This is a genomic window from Rhizobium changzhiense, from assembly GCF_013087625.1.
Lineage (GTDB): Bacteria > Pseudomonadota > Alphaproteobacteria > Rhizobiales > Rhizobiaceae > Rhizobium > Rhizobium sophorae.
In genome coordinates, this window is the sequence record NZ_JABFCQ010000004.1 from 106011 (window position 1) to 126546 (window position 20536).

Annotated in this window: 15 protein-coding genes and 1 pseudogene; 3 read left to right on the forward strand and 13 right to left on the reverse strand. The window is 61.5% G+C overall.

Annotated elements, in window-relative coordinates:
* Nucleotides 1–59 precede the first annotated feature (59 nt).
* Both G9X68_RS20695 and G9X68_RS20700 read right to left on the reverse strand, forming a co-directional pair.
* The gene (locus G9X68_RS20695) at nt 60–1472 is read right to left on the reverse strand and encodes an FAD-binding oxidoreductase (RefSeq protein ID WP_171604031.1); all 1413 of its coding nucleotides are present in this window, start codon (nt 1470–1472) and stop codon (nt 60–62) included.
* A 264-nt stretch (nt 1473–1736) separates the two neighbouring features.
* A complete protein-coding gene (locus G9X68_RS20700) occupies nt 1737–2771 on the reverse strand; it encodes an aldo/keto reductase (protein ID WP_171604032.1) in 1035 nt (344 codons plus the stop codon).
* A gap of 92 nt (nt 2772–2863) precedes the next feature.
* Here G9X68_RS20700 and G9X68_RS20705 point away from each other — a divergent pair, with 92 nt between their 5' ends.
* Both G9X68_RS20705 and G9X68_RS20710 read left to right on the forward strand, forming a co-directional pair.
* The gene (locus G9X68_RS20705) at nt 2864–3766 is read left to right on the forward strand and encodes a LysR family transcriptional regulator (RefSeq protein ID WP_171604033.1); all 903 of its coding nucleotides are present in this window, start codon (nt 2864–2866) and stop codon (nt 3764–3766) included.
* A gap of 254 nt (nt 3767–4020) precedes the next feature.
* Entirely contained in the window at nt 4021–5115 is a 1095-nt protein-coding gene (locus G9X68_RS20710) for an AbrB family transcriptional regulator (protein WP_171604034.1), read from the forward strand.
* 76 nt (nt 5116–5191) lie between these two features.
* Here G9X68_RS20710 and G9X68_RS20715 read toward each other — a convergent pair whose 3' ends face one another.
* Nucleotides 5192–6088 carry an AraC family transcriptional regulator gene (locus G9X68_RS20715; RefSeq protein WP_171604035.1) on the reverse strand — a complete coding sequence of 299 codons (897 nt, stop codon included), beginning with the start codon at nt 6086–6088 and terminating at the stop codon, nt 5192–5194.
* A gap of 45 nt (nt 6089–6133) precedes the next feature.
* On the opposite strand from G9X68_RS20715, the gene G9X68_RS20720 reads away from it, so the two are divergent.
* On the forward strand, nt 6134–6541 hold the full coding sequence (locus G9X68_RS20720; RefSeq protein ID WP_003560946.1) for a DUF2000 family protein: 408 nt from the start codon (nt 6134–6136) through the stop codon (nt 6539–6541).
* Between the two features lie 49 nt (nt 6542–6590).
* Here the strand turns inward: G9X68_RS20720 and G9X68_RS20725 are convergent, their stop codons facing one another.
* From G9X68_RS20725 to G9X68_RS20770, 10 genes and pseudogenes are all read right to left on the reverse strand, one after another.
* Nucleotides 6591–7256 carry a YiaD family glycine zipper/OmpA-like lipoprotein gene (locus G9X68_RS20725; protein ID WP_129419950.1) on the reverse strand — a complete coding sequence of 222 codons (666 nt, stop codon included), beginning with the start codon at nt 7254–7256 and terminating at the stop codon, nt 6591–6593.
* Between the two features lie 264 nt (nt 7257–7520).
* Nucleotides 7521–8519, reverse strand: a complete 999-nt coding sequence (locus G9X68_RS20730) for a flagellin N-terminal helical domain-containing protein (RefSeq protein ID WP_171604036.1) — start codon at nt 8517–8519, stop codon at nt 7521–7523.
* A 271-nt stretch (nt 8520–8790) separates the two neighbouring features.
* Nucleotides 8791–11946, reverse strand: coding sequence for an efflux RND transporter permease subunit (locus G9X68_RS20735; protein ID WP_171604037.1), 3156 nt, complete (start codon nt 11944–11946; stop codon nt 8791–8793).
* Nucleotides 11943–13145: an efflux RND transporter periplasmic adaptor subunit gene (locus G9X68_RS20740; RefSeq protein ID WP_171604038.1), complete on the reverse strand. Its 1203-nt coding sequence runs from the start codon at nt 13143–13145 to the stop codon at nt 11943–11945. Before G9X68_RS20740 ends, G9X68_RS20735 begins: the two co-directional genes overlap by 4 nt.
* A 255-nt stretch (nt 13146–13400) precedes the next feature.
* A complete protein-coding gene (locus G9X68_RS20745) occupies nt 13401–14321 on the reverse strand; it encodes an adenylate/guanylate cyclase domain-containing protein (RefSeq protein ID WP_171604039.1) in 921 nt (306 codons plus the stop codon).
* 180 nt (nt 14322–14501) lie between these two features.
* Nucleotides 14502–14645 (reverse strand): annotated as a pseudogene (locus G9X68_RS20750) (PIN domain-containing protein); the annotation flags it as partial.
* A gap of 35 nt (nt 14646–14680) precedes the next feature.
* On the reverse strand, nt 14681–16231 hold the full coding sequence (locus G9X68_RS20755; RefSeq protein WP_171604040.1) for a SpoVR family protein: 1551 nt from the start codon (nt 16229–16231) through the stop codon (nt 14681–14683).
* On the reverse strand, nt 16228–17499 hold the full coding sequence (locus G9X68_RS20760) for a YeaH/YhbH family protein (RefSeq protein WP_171604041.1): 1272 nt from the start codon (nt 17497–17499) through the stop codon (nt 16228–16230). Before G9X68_RS20760 ends, G9X68_RS20755 begins: the two co-directional genes overlap by 4 nt.
* Before the next feature lie 12 nt (nt 17500–17511).
* Nucleotides 17512–19455, reverse strand: a complete 1944-nt coding sequence (locus tag G9X68_RS20765) for a PrkA family serine protein kinase (protein ID WP_168310012.1) — start codon at nt 19453–19455, stop codon at nt 17512–17514.
* Between the two features lie 412 nt (nt 19456–19867).
* Complete coding sequence (locus G9X68_RS20770; RefSeq protein WP_171604042.1) at nt 19868–20344, reverse strand: VOC family protein; 477 nt, start codon at nt 20342–20344, stop codon at nt 19868–19870.
* Nucleotides 20345–20536 lie beyond the last annotated feature (192 nt).

Below are 20536 nucleotides of genomic sequence, written 5' to 3' on the forward strand. Positions count from 1 at the left end.
CTTGTTCTAGCGCTATTCATGCAGGGGGCAAGGCCCAAGTTCATGAGAATGTTCCGTTTTTAGCCATGGTGGAAAATCTTGCCGGGATTGAAGATATCGTCCGGATCGAGCGCCTGTTTCACCTGTCGCATCAGATCCACCGCGCCGCCGAGTTCCTGTTCCAAAAACGCCATCTTGCCTTGCCCGATCCCGTGTTCACCGGTGCATGTCCCGTCCAGGTCGAGCGCCCGCTGGTTGAGTCGCTGCACGAAGCTCTCAGCCCTGGCGATATCTTCGGCACTTCTGTCGTCGAACAACAGCAGCACATGGAAGTTCCCGTCGCCGGCATGGCCGACGATCGGACCCAACAGCCCGTGCTCCTCGATATCCGCCTGCGTTTCGGAAACACAATCTGCGAGCCTCGATATCGGAACACAAACATCGGTCGAAAGTGCGGCAAGCCCGGGCGCTAGCGCCCTTGCAGCCCAATAGGCGTCGTGGCGCGCCTTCCAGAGCTTCGTCCGCTCCTCGGCATTGGCGGTCCATAGGAATTCGCCGCCGCCGCACTCGGCGGCGATCTCGGCAAAGGCTGCCGATTGCAGCGGCACGGTCTCGTCGGTGCCGTGGAATTCGAGGAACAGCGTCGGGCTTTCGGCATAAGAAAGCTTTGAATAGGCGTTGCAGGCCCGCATCTGCACCGTGTCGAGCAGCTCGATGCGCGCCACCGGAATGCCCATCTGGATCGTCATGATGACGGCATCGCAGGCGGCCTTGATGCTCGGAAAGGCACAGGCCCCTCCGGCGATCTTCTGCGGGATCGCCTGCAGGCGCAGCGTCACCGAGGTCAGAATGCCAAGCGTGCCCTCGGCGCCGACGAAGAGCCGCGTCAGATCGTAGCCCGCCGAGGATTTACGGGCGCGCCGGGCCGTGCGGATCTCCTCGCCATTGGCAGTGACGGCGGTGACGGCAAGCACATTGTCCTTCATCGTTCCATAGCGCACGGCATTGGTGCCGGAGGCCCGCGTCGAGGCCATGCCGCCGATCGAGGCGTTGGCGCCGGGATCGATCGGGAAGAACAGGCCGGTATCGCGCAGGTGGATGTTCAGCGCCTCGCGTGTCACACCCGGTTCGACGGTGCAATCGAGATCTTCGGGGTTGACCTCAAGCACCCGGTTCATGCGGCTGAAATCGATCGAAATGCCGCCATTGGCGGCGTTCACCTGACCCTCCAGCGAGGTACCGACACCGAAACCGATCACCGGCACCTTGTGGGTCGCACAGGCTCTGACCGCCGCCTTCACATCCTCGGTGCTCTCAGCAAAAAGCACCCCGTCGGGCAGTTGCGGCGGGATATAGGTGGTCGTATGGGCATGCTGTTCGCGGAAGGACTGGCCGGTCTGGAAACGCTCGCCGAAGCTCTGTTTGAGAATGCCGAGCACCGCGGCAATTCCCGCCTCGTTGCGTGTGCCCGCCTTCGCGTCCTTCAGCGCCATCCCTTTGATCTCCCTGCCATTCCGCAGAAACCATATCGTGTCCCGCAGGCTACAGCGCCGCGCGTCTTTTCAGCCGCGCAAAGGACGCTGTAGGACTCTAGAATTGCTACATAATTTCCTCCTTAAATCGATTCCGATTTAAGGAATTATGCAGCAGGCTGGGTATGCGGCAAGTCACAGCGGCTGTCCAGTTAAGATTGGCAGAAGATTTCATTCCCCTTTTGTTATAGGCGGTTGCTATAGCCAAGGTCGCCGCCTTGCACCTCAGACAATCGGCGGATTGAGCCGCGCAAAACCCTCCTGCCTGCGATAGGGAAAATAGGGATAGGGCGCCGTGACAGTGCTGATCGCGTCGAGCCTTTCGATCTGCTCTCTCGAGAGGTTCCAGCCGACCGCGCCGAGGTTCTGCCTGAGCTGCTCCTCGTTGCGGGCGCCGATGATGACGCTCGATACTGTCGGCCGGCCAAGCAGCCAGTTGATGGCGATCTGCGGCACCGTCCGGCCGGTCTCCCCTGCAATGGTGTCTAGGACCTCGACGATGTCGAACAGCTTCTCGTCGTCGACCGGCGGGCCGTATTGCGCCGTCTCGTGCAGCCGGCTTGCCTCAGGCAGCGGCTGGCCGCGGCGGATCTTGCCGGTCAACCGCCCCCAGGCGAGCGGGCTCCAGACGAGGGCTCCGACACCCTGGTCGGCGCCGAGCGGCATCAGCTCCCATTCGTAATCGCGCCCTGCCAGCGAATAATAGACCTGATGAGCGACATAAGGTGGATAGCCGTAGCGCTCGGCGGCGGCGATCGACTTCATCAGTTCCCAGCCGGCAAAATTGGAAACGCCGATATAGCGGATCTTGCCTGCCGCGACGAGCCCGTCGAGCGTCGAGAGCACCTCCTCGACCGGCGTCGAGGCATCGAAGGCGTGAAGCTGCAAGAGGTCGATATAGTCGGTCCCGAGCCGGCGCAGCGCATCCTCGGTCGCGCGGATCAACCGCGCCCGCGACGTTCCCCAATCCTGCGGCCCCTCGCCCATCGGCAGCGCCGTCTTCGTTGAGATCAGCACAGCGTCGCGCCGGCCGCGGATCGCCTGGCCGAGCACCTGCTCGGACGCGCCGGCCGAATAGACGTCGGCCGTGTCAAAGAGATTGACGCCGGCTTCGAGGCAGATGTCGACGAGCCGCCGCGCTTCCTCGGCATCGGTATTGCCCCAGGCGCCGAACAGCGGCCCGCTGCCGCCGAATGTGCCCGCGCCGAAGCTCAAGACCGGCACTCTGAGGCCGGAGGCTCCGAGATTTCTATAGTCCATGGATCTGTCTCCTGTATTTCCTATGAGATAGACCTCGAGCATTCGATGATATAGATTGCCTATCAGCAAATCATCTGTGACTTGAATTCATCATGAGCCGTCAGGACATCAACCGCTCCGGCGAAATGGAAGTCTTCGTCAGCGTCGTCGAGCGCGGCGGCTTTTCTGCGGCGGCCACGGCCCGGCGCATGACGCCGTCGGCTGTCAGCAAACTCGTCGCCCGGCTGGAGACACGCCTCGGCGCCCGCCTCGTCAACCGCTCCACCCGCAGGCTGCAATTGACGCCGGAAGGCTGTGCTTTCTACGAGCGCTGCATCATCATCCTTGCCGATATCGCCGAGGCTGAACGTCAGGCATCGACAGGCGAACAGGCTTCAGGCCGCATCCGCATCAACACCAGCGGTTCTTTCGGCAACCATGTGCTGGCGCCGCTCGTGCCGGCCTTTATGGCGCTTCATCCGGCCATAACGCTGGATATTTCCCATACCGACAGAATAGTCGATCTGATGGAGGAGCGCGCCGATGTCGCAATCCGCGCCGGCCCCTTGAAGAATTCCAGCCTGATCGCCCGCAAGCTCGGCGCCACTGGCAAGATCATCGTCGCATCGCCGGATTATCTCTCGCGTCATGGCAAACCACGCACGATCGCCGATCTTAGCCGCCATTGCCGCATCGGCTTTTCCTACGCCCGCGCCATCGAGGGCTGGCCGCTGCGCGAAGGTGGCGAAACGGTAACGATCCCGATCACCCCGGGCCTGCAGGTGGGAGACGGCGAAGCCATGCGCCACCTCGCTTTGTCAGGTGCCGGCCTTGCCCGGCTCGCCGCCTTCACCGTGCGCGCCGATATCGATGCCGGCCGCCTGGTGCCGGTGCTCGAAGAGGCCAATCCCGGCGATATCGAGGAGTTCTACGCCCTCTATATGGGCCAGGGCGGCCATCTGCCGGCGCGTGTACGCGCCCTGCTTGATTTTCTCGCCAGCCATGTACGTTTCTGACGGTACCTCGCCTAAACCGTGCAGCGGCTTCGGAGGTGAGATGGATAAAAACAATGGCTTAGAGCGGCCGCATGAATCAAATTCGCACCTAAGGCGCCGAGACGCCAGATTTCGCAATTGACCGCTCGTCTTTCCCCCGCCTATATCGGACCCGCGCCAGCCGGCTCTCGTAGCCGGCCTTTTTTCGTCATGCCGGAGCCCCCTCCCAACTTCAGCCTCAAGGCTTGGCGCCGGCCAGGAAAGATACGGGGATCATGTCATTCAGCGACGCGAGCCGCCTGCTGCGGGATGCCGGCCTGCCGAAATGGGCGCTGCTGCTGGCACTTTCGACCGCTCTCGTCATCTTCCTCGAACTCTTCGCCCTGCCGGCCTCGCTGCTGATCGGACCGATGGTCGCGGCAATTGCGCTGGCGCTGACCGTTGGCAGGGGAAAGCTTCGCGTGCCCTTCTGGCCGCTGCAATTCGGCCAGGTTCTGGTCGGCCTGATGATGGCGCGCACCATCACCCCTGACATTCTCGGCACCATGGCGAAGGACGCACCGCTCTTCCTGCTGTTCATCTTCTCGGTCATCGCCATCGCCACCGGCCTCGGCTGGCTTTTGACGCGCTGGCAGGTGCTGCCTGGGACAACCGCGGTCTGGGGTTCCTCGCCGGGCGGCGCCTCCGCCATGGTCATCATGTCGGAAGCCTATGGCGCCGATGCCCGTCTCGTCGCCTTCATGCAGTATCTGCGCGTCGTCTTCGTCGCTGTCGGCGCGTCTGTGATCTCGCGCCTGTGGGTGGCAGCCGATGGCGCCGAGCCGCCGCCGCTCGTCCTCTTTCCCGAGATCGACTGGCCAGCCTTTGCAGCAACGATGGCTTTTGCCGCCTTTTGTGCTTATGGCGTCCGGCGCCTGCGCCTCCAAGGCGGCACGATCATCGTGCCGCTCTTTCTCGGCGCCTTGCTGCAGGGCATGGGCCTCCTGAAAATTGAGTTACCGATGTGGCTGCTCGCCATCGCCTATGCCCTGGTCGGCTGGAGCATCGGCCTGCGTTTCACCCGCTCGATCCTCAAGCACGTGGCGCGCGCCCTGCCGAGGGTATCGGCCTGCATCGTGCTGCTGATGGCGCTCTGTGGCTGCATGGCGGTGGCGCTTCACATCTTCGCCGGCATAGACCCGCTGACCGCCTATCTCGCCACCAGCCCCGGTGGCGCCGATTCCGTCGCCATCATCGCCGCCTCCAGTGATGTCGACGTGCCATTCGTCATGGCAATGCAGACCGGCCGTTTTCTCGTGATCCTGATGATCGGCCCGATGCTTGCCCGTTTCATCGCGCGCCGTTCCGGCCTTGCGGAAAATCCTGTCTAGAGCGGTTCAGCTTTTCATGGAAACGCAGAACCGCTCTAAGTTTTTGTTTTTACGCAATTCCGAACGGAAAACCGCTTCACACTTTTCCTGGAATTGCTCTAGTGCCCTGCTTGAGATTGTGCGCGAGTGCTACCCATTGGCCGGGCGTCATGCCATAGGCCTTCTTGAAATGGCGGTTGAGATGGCTCTGGTCGGCAAAGCCGGTCGCCGCCGCCACATCGGAAATCCCCTCGCCCGCGCCGATCATCGCCCGGGCTCGCTGCAGCCGACGCATCAGGAGGTAGCGATGCGGGCTGGTGGCGAAGGCTGCCCGGAAATGCCGCGACAGCGCAAAACGGTCGAGACCCGTCACCGCCTCAAGCTCGCCGGAATTCACTGCCCGGGTCGCATGCGCCTCAAGATAATCCCGTGCCGTCCGCGCCTGCCGCCAGGCGATAAGGCCCAGCGGCCGCGGCGGCAGGCGCGCATGCCGTGTCAGCCCGCCCACCACCCGCGATACGAAATCGTCGACGAAAAGCGCGTCCAGTTCGCGGTCGAGTTCGCCGAGAGCCGCCAGCAGCACGCCCGCCAGCGCCGGATCGCCGATAACGGGTTCATCGACAAAAGGCAGGCCGACGCCATCCGCCTTCAGGCATTCGAGAAGCAGCGATGGCTCCAGATAGAGCATGCGGTATTGCAGCCCATCCTCCGTCCCCGCCCCGCCGTCATGCTCTTCGTCGGGATGTAGCACGATCACCTGCCCCGGCAGGCTGAAGCGCCGCTCGCCACGATAGCGGAAGGTCTGAACCCCCTTCAGAGTCACGCCGAGCGCATAGGTGTCGTGCCGATGCGGCTCGAAAGCATTGCCTGAGAACTGCGCCTCGATGCGCTCGATGCCGGGAAAGGCTGGCGCAGCCAGGATGGCGTTGCCGGATGGTCCCGCGCACAAACGTTCAAGACCTTCGAAGACCTGCGGATGTAAGTCCTGGTTCAACGCGTCCGATACTCCATAACCCGTAGATAGGTGAAAGACCGTCCGATGTTTGATACCAAAATTGCCGTCGTCCTGCGAAACAATCTTGCCGGCTGGCAGAAGCTGAACGTCACCGCCTTCCTGATGACAGGCATCGCCGGCCGGCATCCCGAGATCATCGGCGAAGCCTACAGGGACCGCGCCGGCAATCTCTACAATCCGCTATCGATCCAGCCGATCATCGTGCTCTCCGCCGACGAGGCGACCATATCAGCCGTTCACCGCCGCGCGCTGGAGCGCGATATCACCAGCTCGCTGTTCATCGAGGAGATGTTTGCGACCGGCCACGACGCGGCGAACCGCGCCGTCTTCGCAGAATTTGCGCCCGAAGACGCCAAGGTGGTCGGCATCGCCCTGCGCGCCGAAAAGAAGATCGTCGACAAGATCACCAAGGGCGCAACGATGCAACACTAACAGAAACGGCCGGGCTAAGCCCGGCCGTTTCACAGGCAGAAAATTTGGTTCAGCCCTGCGTGATCGGCGCGATCTGGATCTCGACGCGGCGGTTCTGCGCGCGGCCGGCCTCGCTCGCATTGGAAGCGACGGGCTGCGACGGGCCGAAACCGACGGCGGAGACGCGGCGCTGGTCGATGCCCTGGCCGCCGAGATAATCGGCAACCGAAAGTGCGCGGCGCTGTGACAGGTCCTGATTGTGCTGCAGGCTGCCGGTTGAATCCGTATGGCCGTTGACGTCGATCAGCGTGCGGTTGAACTTGCGCAACACGATCGCCACCGAATTCAGCGTCGGATAGAAGCCCGGCTTCACCGCGTCCTGATCAACGTCAAAGGTGATGTTCGACGGCATGTTGAGGATGATGTTGTCTCCGTTGCGGGTCACCGAAATGCCGGTGCCTTCGAGCTGGGCGCGAAGCTCGGATTCCTGCTGGTCCATGTAATTGCCGATCGCGCCGCCGGCGAGAGCTCCGACGCCTGCGCCGATCAACGCCGCATTACGCTTGCCGTGGCCACCGCCGCCGACAGCCACGCCGACGAGAGCACCGCCCAGCGCACCGAGCGCCGCGCCGCCGGCCGTATTGGAAACCTTCTGTTCACCGGTATAGGGATCGGTCGTCGTGCAGGCGCTGAGATAACTTGCTGCGACAGCCAGAAGTATGAATTTCTTGATCATGGACAGGACGGTCTCCGTTCAAAGCTGATGCGAGCAAATGGCAAGGATTGCGGCAAGAAAATGAAGATTTTCCCTTGATAGGGGAATTTCAGACGCCGAAACAGCAGCCATGTTGCAGCGATGCGCTGATATCACCAGTTTTCGCAAATTGGCAGCGCTCGACGTCCCGCAAGATGCCGCAGGCTACGACGATCAGCCCTTATGGTGAGGAGGCCCAAGGGCCGTCTCGAACCACGAGGGCGAGTGTCTGGATGACCCGCATCGTTAAAAATTCTGGAACAGCTGCCGCACGGTGTCGTAGGTGGCGTTGGCGATGTTCAGCGATTGCAGGCCGAGCTGCTGCTGCGTCTGCAGCGCCCGCAGCCTGCTTGACTCCTCCTCCATGTCGGCATCGACAAGCCGGCCGATGCCGGCGGTGATGTTGTCGTGCAGTTTCGTGGCGAAGTCGTTCTGCAGGTTGATGCGCTTTTCCAGCGCGCCGAAGGCCGAACCGACCGTCGTCAGCTGCGAAAGTGCTGCATCGACGACGCTGATCATCTGGCCGATCTGGCCCTGCGTCGTGCTTGATGTCACCGAGATCACCACCTGCCCGGTGGTGGTGCCGTTCTTGCTCGTCATCAGCACGTAGTTCTGCGCAGCACCAAGTTCGGTGGCGAAATAGGCCGATGTCAGCACCCCGTATTCGCCGGAACCGGTGGCCCGGTCGTCGATCAGGTAGCGCGCGTCCTTGGAGGTCGTCGCCCCGACCGGCGTATTGTCGATATGGTAGCTCAGCATGCCGATCGAGATCGTGCCGTCGGCGTTGCGGATGAACGAGGCCGGGATCTGGCGCGGCTGCGTCGGCGTCGCATCGTTGGTGAGGACCACCCAGTTGTCGCTGTTGAAGGTCGCCGATTCCGAAACGCTGCGCAGCTGCTCCTGCAACTGCTTGATCTCTTCGTTGATCTTGTTCTTGTCGATGCCGTCTTCGGTGGCGGCGACCAGCTTGGCCTTGATTTCGGAGACGACGTCGATGACGCTCTGAACGCCGGTATAGGCCGTTCCCATCGTCGCTGCGGCCATGCCGAGCGCATCCTGGATGGCCGAAACCGCTTTATTGTCGGTCCGCGCGGTGGTGGCGATCGACCAGTAGACGGCGTTGTCGCTGGCTTTTGCGACACGCATACCCGTCGTGATGTGGTTCTGCGTGACCGTCATATTCCGATTGATGTCGCGCAGCACATAAAGCGCCGCATCCACGGAGACGCGCTGATAAATACTCACGGGACTAAACTCCAAAACACAACACACGCAAACTGAACTAAAAATGAACCATGCCGCACGGACATTCATGTCCGGGGTCGCTGAAACTCCAGCGCATCGCAGCCTTCAAGAAACGAAGAAGACCAGTCGGTTACTGGTAACAAGCATTGCCGTTTATGCTTAACAAACGACTAAACTTCAGAAGTAATTTATCTTATTTCGCAAGGTTTCATACACCATAAGAAACGCCGCAGGAGGAGATCCGGCGGCGTTTTCAAATTGGATGAAAATCCTATTCGGCGGCCTGCAGCTGCTCGTCGTCGGGTGCGGCGCGCGGCCGTGTGGCAATCGACATCTCTTCGTGCAGTCGCGCTTCCTCGTGGGCGTGCGGCTTGGCGAAGCGGGCAAGCAGTAGGTAGGCGACCGGCGTGATGAACAGCGTCACCAGCGTCGCGAAACCGAGACCGCCGACGATCACCCAGCCGAGCGCAACACGTGCTTCGGCACCGGCGCCATGGGCAAAGACCAGCGGCACGCCGCCGAGAATGGTGGCGATCATCGTCATCATGACAGGGCGAAGTCGCAGCGCGCAGGCCTTCTCGATCGAGGACCGCACATCCTCGCCCCGGTCGCGCAGCTGATTGGCGAATTCGACGATCAGGATACCGTTCTTCGCCATGACGCCGACGAGCAGCACCAGGCCGATCTGGCTGTAGATGTTGAGACTGGAGCCGGTGATAACAAGTGCGAAGACGGCGCAGGCAAGACCAAGCGGCACCGTCGACATGATGATCAGCGAGGACAGCACGCTTTCGAACTGGGCGGCTAGCACCAGGAAGATGATGACGATGGCAAAGCCGAAGGTCAGCGCCATGCCGCTCGAATTCTCTTCGAGCGTCGCAGCCTCGGCGAGCGGCAACAGGCGGGAGCCCGGCGGCAACAGCGGCTCGGCGAGCGCAGTCACTTGGCTGACGGCATCGCCGAGCGACATGCCGTTCCTGAGGCCGGCGGTGATCGCGACGGAGGCGAGCTGCTGCTCGCGGTTCAGCTGCGGCGCGACCGAACCTTCCTTCATCGTGGCGATAACCGACATCGGCACGATCTTGCCGTCGCCGGTTTTCAGGAACACGTTCTCAAGGTCGGTCGGATCGTCGATCGGCCGCGTCGTCGAGGTCAGAAGCACGGGATAGGATTCGCCGTCGACGAAGACGTCGACCACCGATCGCCCTTCGAGCAGTGATTGGATTGCCGTCGAAAGCCCGGTTATGTCGATGCCGAGATCCGAGGCGCGCTCGCGATCGATCGCCACCGATACCTGCGCCTGGCTCGGCTCGTTGGTCAGGCGCGGCGTATCGTACTGGCCGGTGGCCTCAAGCGACTGAACCAGCTTGGCGGCGGCCGCCGTCAGCGCCTCGTGATCATTGCCGATCAGCGCCATCTGCAGACCACTGCCGGCGCCGCGGATACGAAGGCTGTTCGATGAAATGGCATTGCCGCGCAGGGCCGGCACCCTGGAGGCTGCCTGGTTGATATCGCCGACGATCTCCGTCTGCGTCCTGTCACGCTCTCCCCAAGGGGCGAGCGTCAGCACCATGAAGCCGCTGTTCAGCGAACCGCCCTGGCCGGAGATCGAGAAGATATTGCGGATGTCGCCGCTGTCGACCAGCGGCTGCAGATATTCCTCGACGAGCTGCATCTTGTCGCGGGTATATTCGAGGCTCGATCCCTGCGGCGTCGTCAGCCGCATCATCACCATCGACCGGTCCTCTTCGGGCGTCAGCTCGCTCTTCACCGTCGAGAAAGCAACGAGTGCCGCACCGGCAAAGATCACCGAGAACAGGATGACGACGAAAGGCGCATTGAGACAGCCGCGCAGCGCCCATTTGTAGAGATCGGCGAGCGCCCCGCCGAAGCGGCCGAGCATGCCGTGATCTTCGAGCATCGGCTTGGTCAGCATGCGCGAGGCGAGCATCGGACACAGCGTCAGCGCCACGATCGACGACAGCCCGACCGAGAAGGCGAGCACGAAGCCGAATTCGCGGAAGAGGCCACCGACCTGTCCCGGCAGAAAGGAGAGCGGAATGAACACCGCCGCCAGTGTCGCCGTCGTAGCAATGACGGCGAAGAACACCTCGCGCGTTCCGAGCACGGCAGCAGCGCGCGGACCCATGCCCTCGGAGCGCCGGCGTACGATATTTTCGAGCACCACGATCGCATCGTCGACAACGAGGCCCGTCGCCAGCACGATCGCGAGCAGCGTCAGGATGTTGATCGAGAAGCCGACCATGTAGATCGCCGCCAGCGTGCCGATCAGCGCCACCGGCATGCTGACCGCCGGGATCAGCGTCGCCCGCCAGTCGCGCAGGAAGAGGTAGATCACGGCGGTGACGATGACAGCGGCGAGCACCAGCGCCAGCACCACTTCGTGGATCGCGCCCTGGATGAAGACGGCGTCGTCGCTGGTGATGGCAATCGTCGTGCCCTCGGGCAGCGTCTGCGACAATTGGTCGACGGCCACCTTGATGCCGGTCGAGATGTTCAACGTATTCGACTGCGCCTGGCGGATGATGCCGAGGCCGATACCCGGCTTACCGTTGGAGCGCAGCGCCGTTTCGCCGTCGCGTGGCCCAAGCATCACCGTCGCGACGTCGCCGAGCCTGACGCGATCCTGCAGGATGACGTTGGAAAAATCCGCCGGGGTCTGCAGGTTGGCGGTGGCCCGCACCACGATATCCTGCGTATTGCTCTTCAGCGAGCCAGCCGGCACGTCGAGTGCGGCATTGTCGAGCGCCTTCGTCAGGTCGCCGATGGTCAGCCCGCGGCTGGCAAGCGCCCCTTGGTCGACATCGACGCGGAACACCTTCTCCTGGTCGCCATATTCCTCGACGTCGGCAACCCCGTCGACGGAAGCGAGGCGATCGATCACCTCGTTTTCGACGAGCTGGGTCAGGTCGTCCATGTTGAGATTGGTGGAGGTGACGGCAAGGCGCATGATCGCCGAGGAATCCGAATCCGCCTTGACGATCTGCGGCGCATCCGCTTCGTCGGGCAGGTTCTGGGTAATGCGGCCGATCGCGTCGCGCACGTCGTTGGCAGCGACCGAGAGATCGATCACATCCGAGAATTCCAGCGTCACCCGGCTCTGGCCGAAGGATGAGGTCGACGAAATCGATTTCAGGCCACTGACGCGCGCGACTGCCCCCTCGATCACCTTGGTCAGTTCCTGGTCGATCGTCTGCGGCGATGCACCATCGAATGTGGTGCGCACGGTGACGACGGGACGGTCGACATCGGGCAGTTCGCGTACCTCGACGCCGACATAGGCGGCAAGGCCGGCAACGACCATCAGCGTATTGAACACCAGCGCCAGGATCGGCCGGCGAACGAAAAGTGCGGTGAAGCTCTGCTTGCCCGACGCCCTGTCCTGATGAATCTCGGTCACGTTCATTGGGTGGCGACCTCCGCAGTCGCGGCGACATCGCCGCTTACGCGCACCGCCCCACCCTCACGCACGCGCTGGAGGCCCTGCGTCACGATGTTGTCGCCGTCCTTGAGGTCGGCCTTGACGAGAATGAAGTCGGGATTGCGCTGCACGACGCTCACCCGCACCTTGTGCGACTTATCGTTCGTCACCTGCCAGACGAAGGACCCTTGCGAATCCCACTGTACGGACTGTGGATCGACCGCCGGATATTTGTCTCCGGGGAATTTCATACTGACGCTGAAGGACATGCCCGCACGCAACTCGTCCGAAGAGTTGTCGATCTTGGCGCGCAGGCGCAACGTACGGCTCGCCGCATCAATACGATTGTCGACCGCCTCAATCACCCCCGAGAACACTTGCCCGGGCCTTGCGACCGACATCGCCTCGACCGGCTGGCCGACCTCAACGGTGTTGGCAAAGCGCTCCGGTACCCAAAAGTCGACCAGGATTTCCGAACGGTCGTCGAGCGTGACGATCGGGATGCTCGTCGTGACGTTGTCGCCGATATTGACCGGCACGATGCCGACGATGCCGTCGATCGGTGCGGTGATGTTGCGCCGGGCGAGATTGAGTTCGGCCGCCTGCAGCTGCAGCCGCGCGCCCTGCTCGGCGATCTCCGAATCGAAGACGTCCATGCGCGACACGCTGGACTTGATGTTGTGATAGAGATTGGACTTCTCGACGGCGGCCTTGACCGCCACATCAGCTTGACCGCGGGCGATCACCTGCTCCTCGCTGTCGAGCTTGGCCAGCACCTGGCCGGCCTTCACCCTGTCGCCCGACCTGATGAGGATTTCGCGGATCGTGCCCGATGCCTGGGGCGTGACCGCGACCGAACGGATCGCGTCACCCGTGCCGATGGCGTTCAGCCGGTCATTGACGATACCCTGGACGACCGCCTGCGTTGCGACGAGAATGGTGTTGTTGCGCCCGCCGCCGTTGCGGCGCCCCCCCTGTGCCTGCCCCTCACCCCGCTGCTGCCCTTGCGCCCGGGCCGGAGCATCGGTCGTCTCCTCGGCCTTCGGCGCGATCTTGGAAACGATGCTGTCTGGAATGCCTGCGTCGCGCATCGTATCGCCAGCGGCAGGCGCGAAGAAAACCCACGCGGCAAAGCCGGCAATAATGACGATGAGCGAAAGTACAAACTGCTTCCAAAAGGCCATTCACGTCTCCGGAGGGACTCGAGGTTGGACCAGGGTCGGTCGAAAGAGGCGCTGCGGGATCGAGATTCCCGTCTGATGCGACAATATCGCGCGTTTACAGTTTACCAGCAAGCATAAGCAGCCGGCATTACCGATTTGTAATATCAGCAAAGAATGGAAATAACCCGGCCGCTCACTTTTGCTTGAATGAACACTCGCCCGTGTCTTTGACACCGCCGATTTTCGGGCAGATTTCTGAAGATGCGGGTTCGATGCCTATCGGCGCATCGACCACCGCACGCCCATGACGGCCGCAATCCCCAGTATTGGCCACACCGCCCAGAACTGCCCCGTCCAGGTGAAAAGGTTGATGCCGGCAAGGCCAAGCGCCAGGATCGCCAGCGAGGTGATCTTGCGGTTGAACAGGATCTGATCGCGGTTCCACGCGAGCGCCGCGACGACAGCAAGCGCGAGCACCGGAAAACGCGCCCAGAAGACGCCCTGCCACGACAGGATATTGATACCGATCAGGACGGCGGCGATGACGCCGAGCACGCCATACAGCCTGTGTCCGCCCGGTGCTGGGATTGTCTCGGCCTTGGCTGCCGCCATAACCGGCGCCGGCTGCGGCCGCGCGGGGCCGGATCGTTCAGCAGATGGCGTCTCGTCCTTGGCATCGCCGATCTTCACCGCGTAGCTCGGCACGCCTTCATCGACGTTCTTCACCATCAGCGGCCCGAGAAACTCGAAGCCGACTGCCACCTTGTTGCGGACCTGATCGTAAACGGTATTTGATATGACAATGCCGCCGGCCGCAGCCGACGTCTGCAGCCGCGCCGCAATATTGACGCCGTCGCCATAGATGTCGTCGCCCTCGACGATCACGTCGCCGAGATTGATGCCGATGCGGAAGAGCATGCGACCGTCAGCCGGGCGGCGGGCGTTGAAGCCCGCGAGTTCGTTCTGGGTATCGACGGCCGCACGCACCGCCTCGACCACGCTCGGGAAATCGGCGATCAGCCCATCGCCCCAGGTATTGATGACGCGGCCGCCATGGCTTTCGATCAGGCGCCCCATCGCTTCCCGGCAGCGCTTCAGGCTCGCAAGCGTCCCCTCCTCGTCAACCCCCATCAGCCGCGTATAATCCTGCACGTCAGCACAGAAGATCGTCGTCAGCTTGCGCCGCGTTTCACTCATGGTCTCTCGTCTCCGCGCTATCCGCCCCCAGGAAAGATCGCTGCAAAGGCTGAAATTGGTCGATTTGAGATCATGGGCTATTGCAGCGGCGGTAAGTTACTAAGCCTTTGTGTTCGTTGCCACCGATAATTGCTGATCGTCGGCCCGCGTTTTCCGGGCATGAGAGGCGGCGTGGACGATTCAGCTTCCTTCATTCGCCCAGTCATCGATCTTCAAAGGTTCCGAAACACGAGCAAAAGCCTCGTCGCGTGTGACGAGGGTCGCGGCCGTTGCGACGGCATGAGCGGCAATCATCATATCGAGGGGCGCCAGAGTCACGCCTAGCCCTTTAAGCCCGGCGCCTCAAGAAAAATGCTGGATCACTGAACGATCTTGCGCGGGCTGGCCGTGTGTTCTCTCGCCACCGTGCTGGAACTGTCGATTTCCTGGAGCAAAACGTCATAGCCCCAGAGATCGGCGAGATGTTGCAGGACGAGCTTCGTATCGGCTTCCTGCAGATAGCAGCCATTCATCATGATATGTTGCAGCAGCAGCCGGCGGTCGCCGGCGAGATCGACATCGACGATATCGATGGCGGGATCGGTCCAGCCGATATCGTATTCGCGGGAGAGCTGGCGGCGGATGCGCAAGTATCCGCGCTCATTGTGGATCGCCGAAACCAGCACCCCCTCGGTCTGTTCCGGATCGTCGTAGAGATGGAACAGCCGCAACTGCCGGATCAGGTTCGGGCTCAGAAACTGGCTGATGAAGCTCTCGTCCCGGTAATTGGCCCAGATGTCGCGCAGGACGGCCATCGCATCGCCGCGTCCCGCGATATCAGGAAACCATGCGCGGTCCTCATCCGTCGGGTTCGTGACGATCCGCTCGATATCCTGCATCATCGCAAAACCAAGCGCATAGGGGTTGAAGCCGGAGAAGCGCCGGTCGTCATAGCTCGGCTGGAACACGACGTTGGCGTGCGACTTCAGGAATTCGAGGAAGTTTCCGTCGCTGATCTGCCCTCGTTCGTGAAGCCGGTTCATGATCTGGTAGTGGACGAAGGTGGCGGTTCCCTCGTTCATCACCTTGGTCTGCCGCTGGGGATGGAAATATTGTGCGACATGGCGGACGATGCGAAGGATCTCGCGCTGCCACGGCTGCAGCCGCGGCGCCGACTTTTCCAGAAAGTATAGGATGTTGTCTTGCGGGAGCCCGAGGGCGGCGCGGCGCTTTTCCAAGCCGCTGTCGCCGGCCTTCCGGGCCTTGCCGACGGGAACCGTGCGCCACAGGTCGTTGAACATCTGCTCCTCGTGGGCGCGGCGCTCCTGCAGCCGCTTCTCCTCCTGGCGAAGGTCGATCGTGGTCTTGCCCGCATATCGATGCACGCCGTGCGACATCAGCGCATGCGCCGCATCGAGCGTCCGCTCGACGGCCGTCTCGCCGTAACGCTCCTCGCAGCGGGTGATGTAACCCTTAGCGAAGTCGAGATAATCGAGGATGCCCTCCGCATCGGTCCAGAGCTTGAAGAGATAGTTGTTCTTGAAGAAGTGGTTGTGGCCGAAGGCCGCATGCGCGGTGACGAGCGTCTGCATCGTCGCTGTGTTCTCCTCCATCAGGTAGGAGATGCAGGGAGAGCTGTTGATGACGATCTCGTAGGCAAGATCGCGCATCCCGCGGCGGTAGAAGGCTTCGTGATGCGCGAAGTGCTTGCCGAAGGACCAATGGCGGTAAAAGAGCGGCATGCCGGTCGAGGAATAGGCATCGAGCATCTGCTCCGAGGTGATGACTTCGATCTGGTTCGGGTAGACGTCGAGGCCGAGTTCGCCGAGCGCGATCTCCTCGCAGGCGTCGTGGATGCGCTGGAGCGTTGCGAAATCCCAGTCAGCCCCCTCGAACAGCAGCCGCTCTCTTGGCCTCATCGTCGTGGTCATGGCGTCACCCTCGACTGTGCTTCACGTTTCTGGAACAGATCGTGGAAAACAGGGAATATTTCGCTTCGCCGGCAGACCTTGCGCATCGAAAGCGGCAGCTCGGAACGGATCCCGTCATAGAGCATCCAAAGCGGTGAACGGGATACCGAGGAGTCGCCGCCTTCTTCGCCGACCTCGATATAGGCGAAATACTGGCACAGCGGCAAAATCTCGCGCAGCAGCTGTCCGGTCAGGTTTCCGTCCGAATGGGCATTGTCGCCGTCCGAAGCCTGGGCGCCGTAGATATTCCACTCTGCCGGATCGAAACGCGCCGCGATGATCCCGCGCATTGCCGCTAGCGCACTGGATACCAGCGTGCCGCCCGTCGCCGGACCATAGAAGAAGGTTTCCTCGTCGACCTCCTCCGCCTTGTCTGTGTGACGAATGAAGACGATCTCCACTTTCTTGTAGCGCTTTGACAGGAAAAGATAGAGCAGCAGGTAGAACCTCTTCGCCAGATCCTTCATGTGCTCCGACATGGAGCCGGAAACGTCCATCAGGCAGAACATCACCGCCTTCGCCACAGGCTTCGGCTCGTTTTCGAAGCGCCGATACCGCACGTCGAGCGGATCGATATAGGGAATGCGCCGGCTTTTTTCCGTCAGGGATTTGAGTTTCGCCTCGAGCGCCAGGCGGCTCTCGTCGTCCTCGCATTCGTCGATCTGCCGCTGCAGGGCTTCGATCTCTTCTCGGCGCGGACGGTGAAGCGCGACGCGGCGCATCATCGCGAGCCTCGTCGTGCGGCCGACGGCGATGTTGGACGGCGACCCCGACACGGAATAGCCGGCCCGCGATGGAATTTCCTCCTCGGTTTCGGCCAGACGCCGCTTGGCAAGATCGGGCAGTTCCAGGTCGTCGAGGAACACATCGAGGAATTCCTCGCGCGTCAGCACGAAACGGAAGCCATCCTCGCCGTCGCCTTCCCCTGCATCTTTTGGCTTTCCGCCTTTCCCGCCCGGCGGCCGCGGAATGATATCGCCTTCGACGAAGGCTCTGTTTCCCGGCAGGATGTGATCGGCGATGCCGCCGCCGCCCCTTCGAAGGCTCGGTTCGGCCATTCCATCGATCGGCAGGCTGATCTCACCGCCGTCGAGCACATCGCGAATGTTCCGGTTTTGCAGAGAACGCTTTACCGCCTGCTGCACGGCGCCTTTCATGCGCCGAAGAAACCGTTGCCGATTTTCCAGACTTTTACCGCGCGGATTTAGCCGACGGTCGACAATGTGCATATTGGCTCCACATTAACTTGCCTGTTTGACGCGCATGTACCATTCGACGAGGCGCCGAACCTGCCTCTCCGTGTAGCCCCGCGCAGCCATGCGCGAGACGAATTCGCTGTGCTTCTTTTCTGTTTCCGAATCCTTCTTCGATCCGAAGGAAATGACCGGCAAAAGATCCTCGACCTGCGAGAACATTCGCTTTTCGATAACTTCCCGGATCTTCTCGTAGCTCGTCCATGACGGATTCTTTCCGCCGTTGGCTGCCCGCGACCTCAACGAGAACTTGACGATTTCGTTGCGGAAATCCTTCGGATTGGCAATTCCCGCCGGCTTTTCGATTTTCGTCAGTTCCTGGTTGAGGAGCTCGCGATCGAGAAGCTGGCCGGTATCGGGATCCTTGAAGTCCACGTCTTCGATCCAGGCATCGGCATAATCGACGTAGCGGTCGAACAGATTCTGTCCGTAATCCGCATAGGATTCAAGATAGGCCTTCTGAATCTCATTGCCAATGAACTCTGCGTAACGCGGCGCAAGATCGGCCTTGATGAACTCCAGATAACGCTTCTCGACATCGTCGGAAAACTGCTCGCGGCGGATCGACTGCTCCAGCACATACATCAGGTGAACCGGATCGGCGCCGATATCCGTGGTGTCGTGATTGAATGTGGAGGCGAGCACCTTGAAGGCGAAGCGGGTCGATATGCCGTCCATGCCCTCGTCGATGCCGGCGGCATCCCGATATTCCTGGACACTGCGGGCGCGCGGATCCGTCTCTTTCAGGCTCTCCCCGTCATAGGTGCGCATTTTCGAGAAGTACGTCGAATTCTCATGTTTGCGCAGGCGTGAAAGCACGGAGAAGCGGGCCAGCATTTCGAGCGTCGCGGGGGCGCATGGCGCATCGGCGAGTTCCGATCCCTCGATCAGCTTTTCGTAGATCTTCTGCTCTTCCGTGACGCGCAGGCAATAGGGCACCTTGATCACGCAGATACGGTCGATGAAGGCCTCGTTGTTCTTGTTGGCCTTGAAGGTTTGCCATTCCGCTTCGTTCGAATGCGCAAGGACGATGCCGGAGAAGGGTATGGCGCCGATATTCTCGGAGCCGATATAGTTCCCCTCCTGCGTCGCCGTCAGCAGCGGATGCAGCATCTTGATCGGCGCCTTGAACATCTCGACGAATTCGAGCACGCCCTGGTTGGCGCGGTTGAGGCCGCCCGAATAGCTGTAGGCATCGGGATCGTTCTGGGAATAGGTCTCCAGCTTGCGGATATCGACCTTGCCGACCAGCGACGAAATATCCTGATTGTTCTCGTCTCCAGGCTCGGTCTTGGCGATGGCGATCTGGCGCAACCGCGAAGGCTGTACTCTGACGACACGGAAGCGGGAAATATCTCCTCCGAAGTCATCAAGCCGCTTCAGGCACCACGGGCTCATCAATCCATTCAGGCGGCGCAGGGGAATGCCGTATTGCTCCTGCAGGAGCGATCCCATCGTGTCCGGGTCGAAGAGGTTGAGCGGACTTTCGAAAACGGGGCTGATCTCATCACCCGCCTTCAGCACGTAGATCGGATGAACCTCCATCAGCAGCTTCAGCCGCTCCGCCAGCGATGACTTGCCGCCACCGACCGGGCCGAGAAGATAAAGGATCTGTTTGCGCTCCTCGAGCCCCTGCGCCGCATGCCGGAAGAAGGAAACGATGCGTTCGATTGTCTCTTCCATGCCATGGAAGCCGGCAAAGGCCGGATAGATCCGGATGGTCCGGTTCATGAATATCCGGCCGAGGCGCGTGTCCCTGGCGGTATCGACCATCTGCGGCTCGCCAATCGCGGCCAGCAGGCGCTCGGTCGCATTGGCATAGGCAAGCGGTTCTTTTTTACAAAGGTCGAGATACTCCGCGATCGACATATCGGTTTCGCGACGCGCATCATAGCTGCGGGTGAACGCATCAAATACGGATTCGCTCAGCATGGGCCCTCCATTCAAGGTTAATGCCACAGGCTCTAGGTCGTCATACCAAGGAGATGGACACGACATTCCTAAGAATCAATAGTTTCGCAGGTATATTCCACGCTCACCGGCTGTTTCTGGCAATGCACAAAAACGTGCATGCACCGGTTATTTTTCTACTCTACGAAACTGTCTCTTATTGTAGTTGAGAAGGATGCCATTGTGGTATCAGCACATTTCGCGACGTGACAGAAAGATGAAAAAGGTGTGCAATGTCGCCCGTGATTCGAGCACTGGAGAAATCGACGATTTGGCGGTCAATCTGCCCAAAGTCGATGCGGGGCAGCGTGTGCCGATCCGCTCCAGACATGCTGGAAAACGGCGCATCCCAGCCATGCGCCCCGCATCGTGATCATGCGCCTACCCGCGCGACTCAGCCGTTGAATGCCTTCTCCAGTGCGGCGACCTCGATCTTGACCATGCCGAGCATCACTTCGGTCACGCGCCTGGCCCGCTCGCGGTTGCTGTCGGCGATCATCTCGGACAGCATGCGCGGCACGATCTGCCAGGAAAGGCCCCAGCGGTCCTTCAGCCAGCCGCAGGCCTCCGGCGTGCCGCCATTTGCGAGGAAGGCCTCCCATATCCGATCGATCTCGGCCTGGTTTTCCACAAGAATCGCGATCGAGAAGGAATGGTTGAAACTGTCGAGCGGGCCGGCCTTCATCGCCAGGAAGGCCTGGTTGGCGAGCGTGAACTCGATCAGCTCGACGCTGCCGGGCGGCCCGCTCGGCGTTTCCGCCTGAAGTATGGTGGTGCGGCCGATCCTCGAGTCCGGGATGACAGACACGTAGAATTCGACGGCTTCGCGCGCTTCCTCGGCGAACCAGAGATTTGAAACGACCTTCGGCATGAATCGGCCTCCTTGTTGATGGGTGTGATCCGGACTGCTGTTCGATGACCCAAGGACGCCTCACCGGCGCCCGATCCGACACGCCGCGATCGGAAATTTTTAGCCCCGCACGCACGCAGGCCGACGGCAGCCGGGCTCGGCGGCGGTATTGCCGCCCGCAACATGCCGCCTGGAATAGCGCCGGCTCGGGAA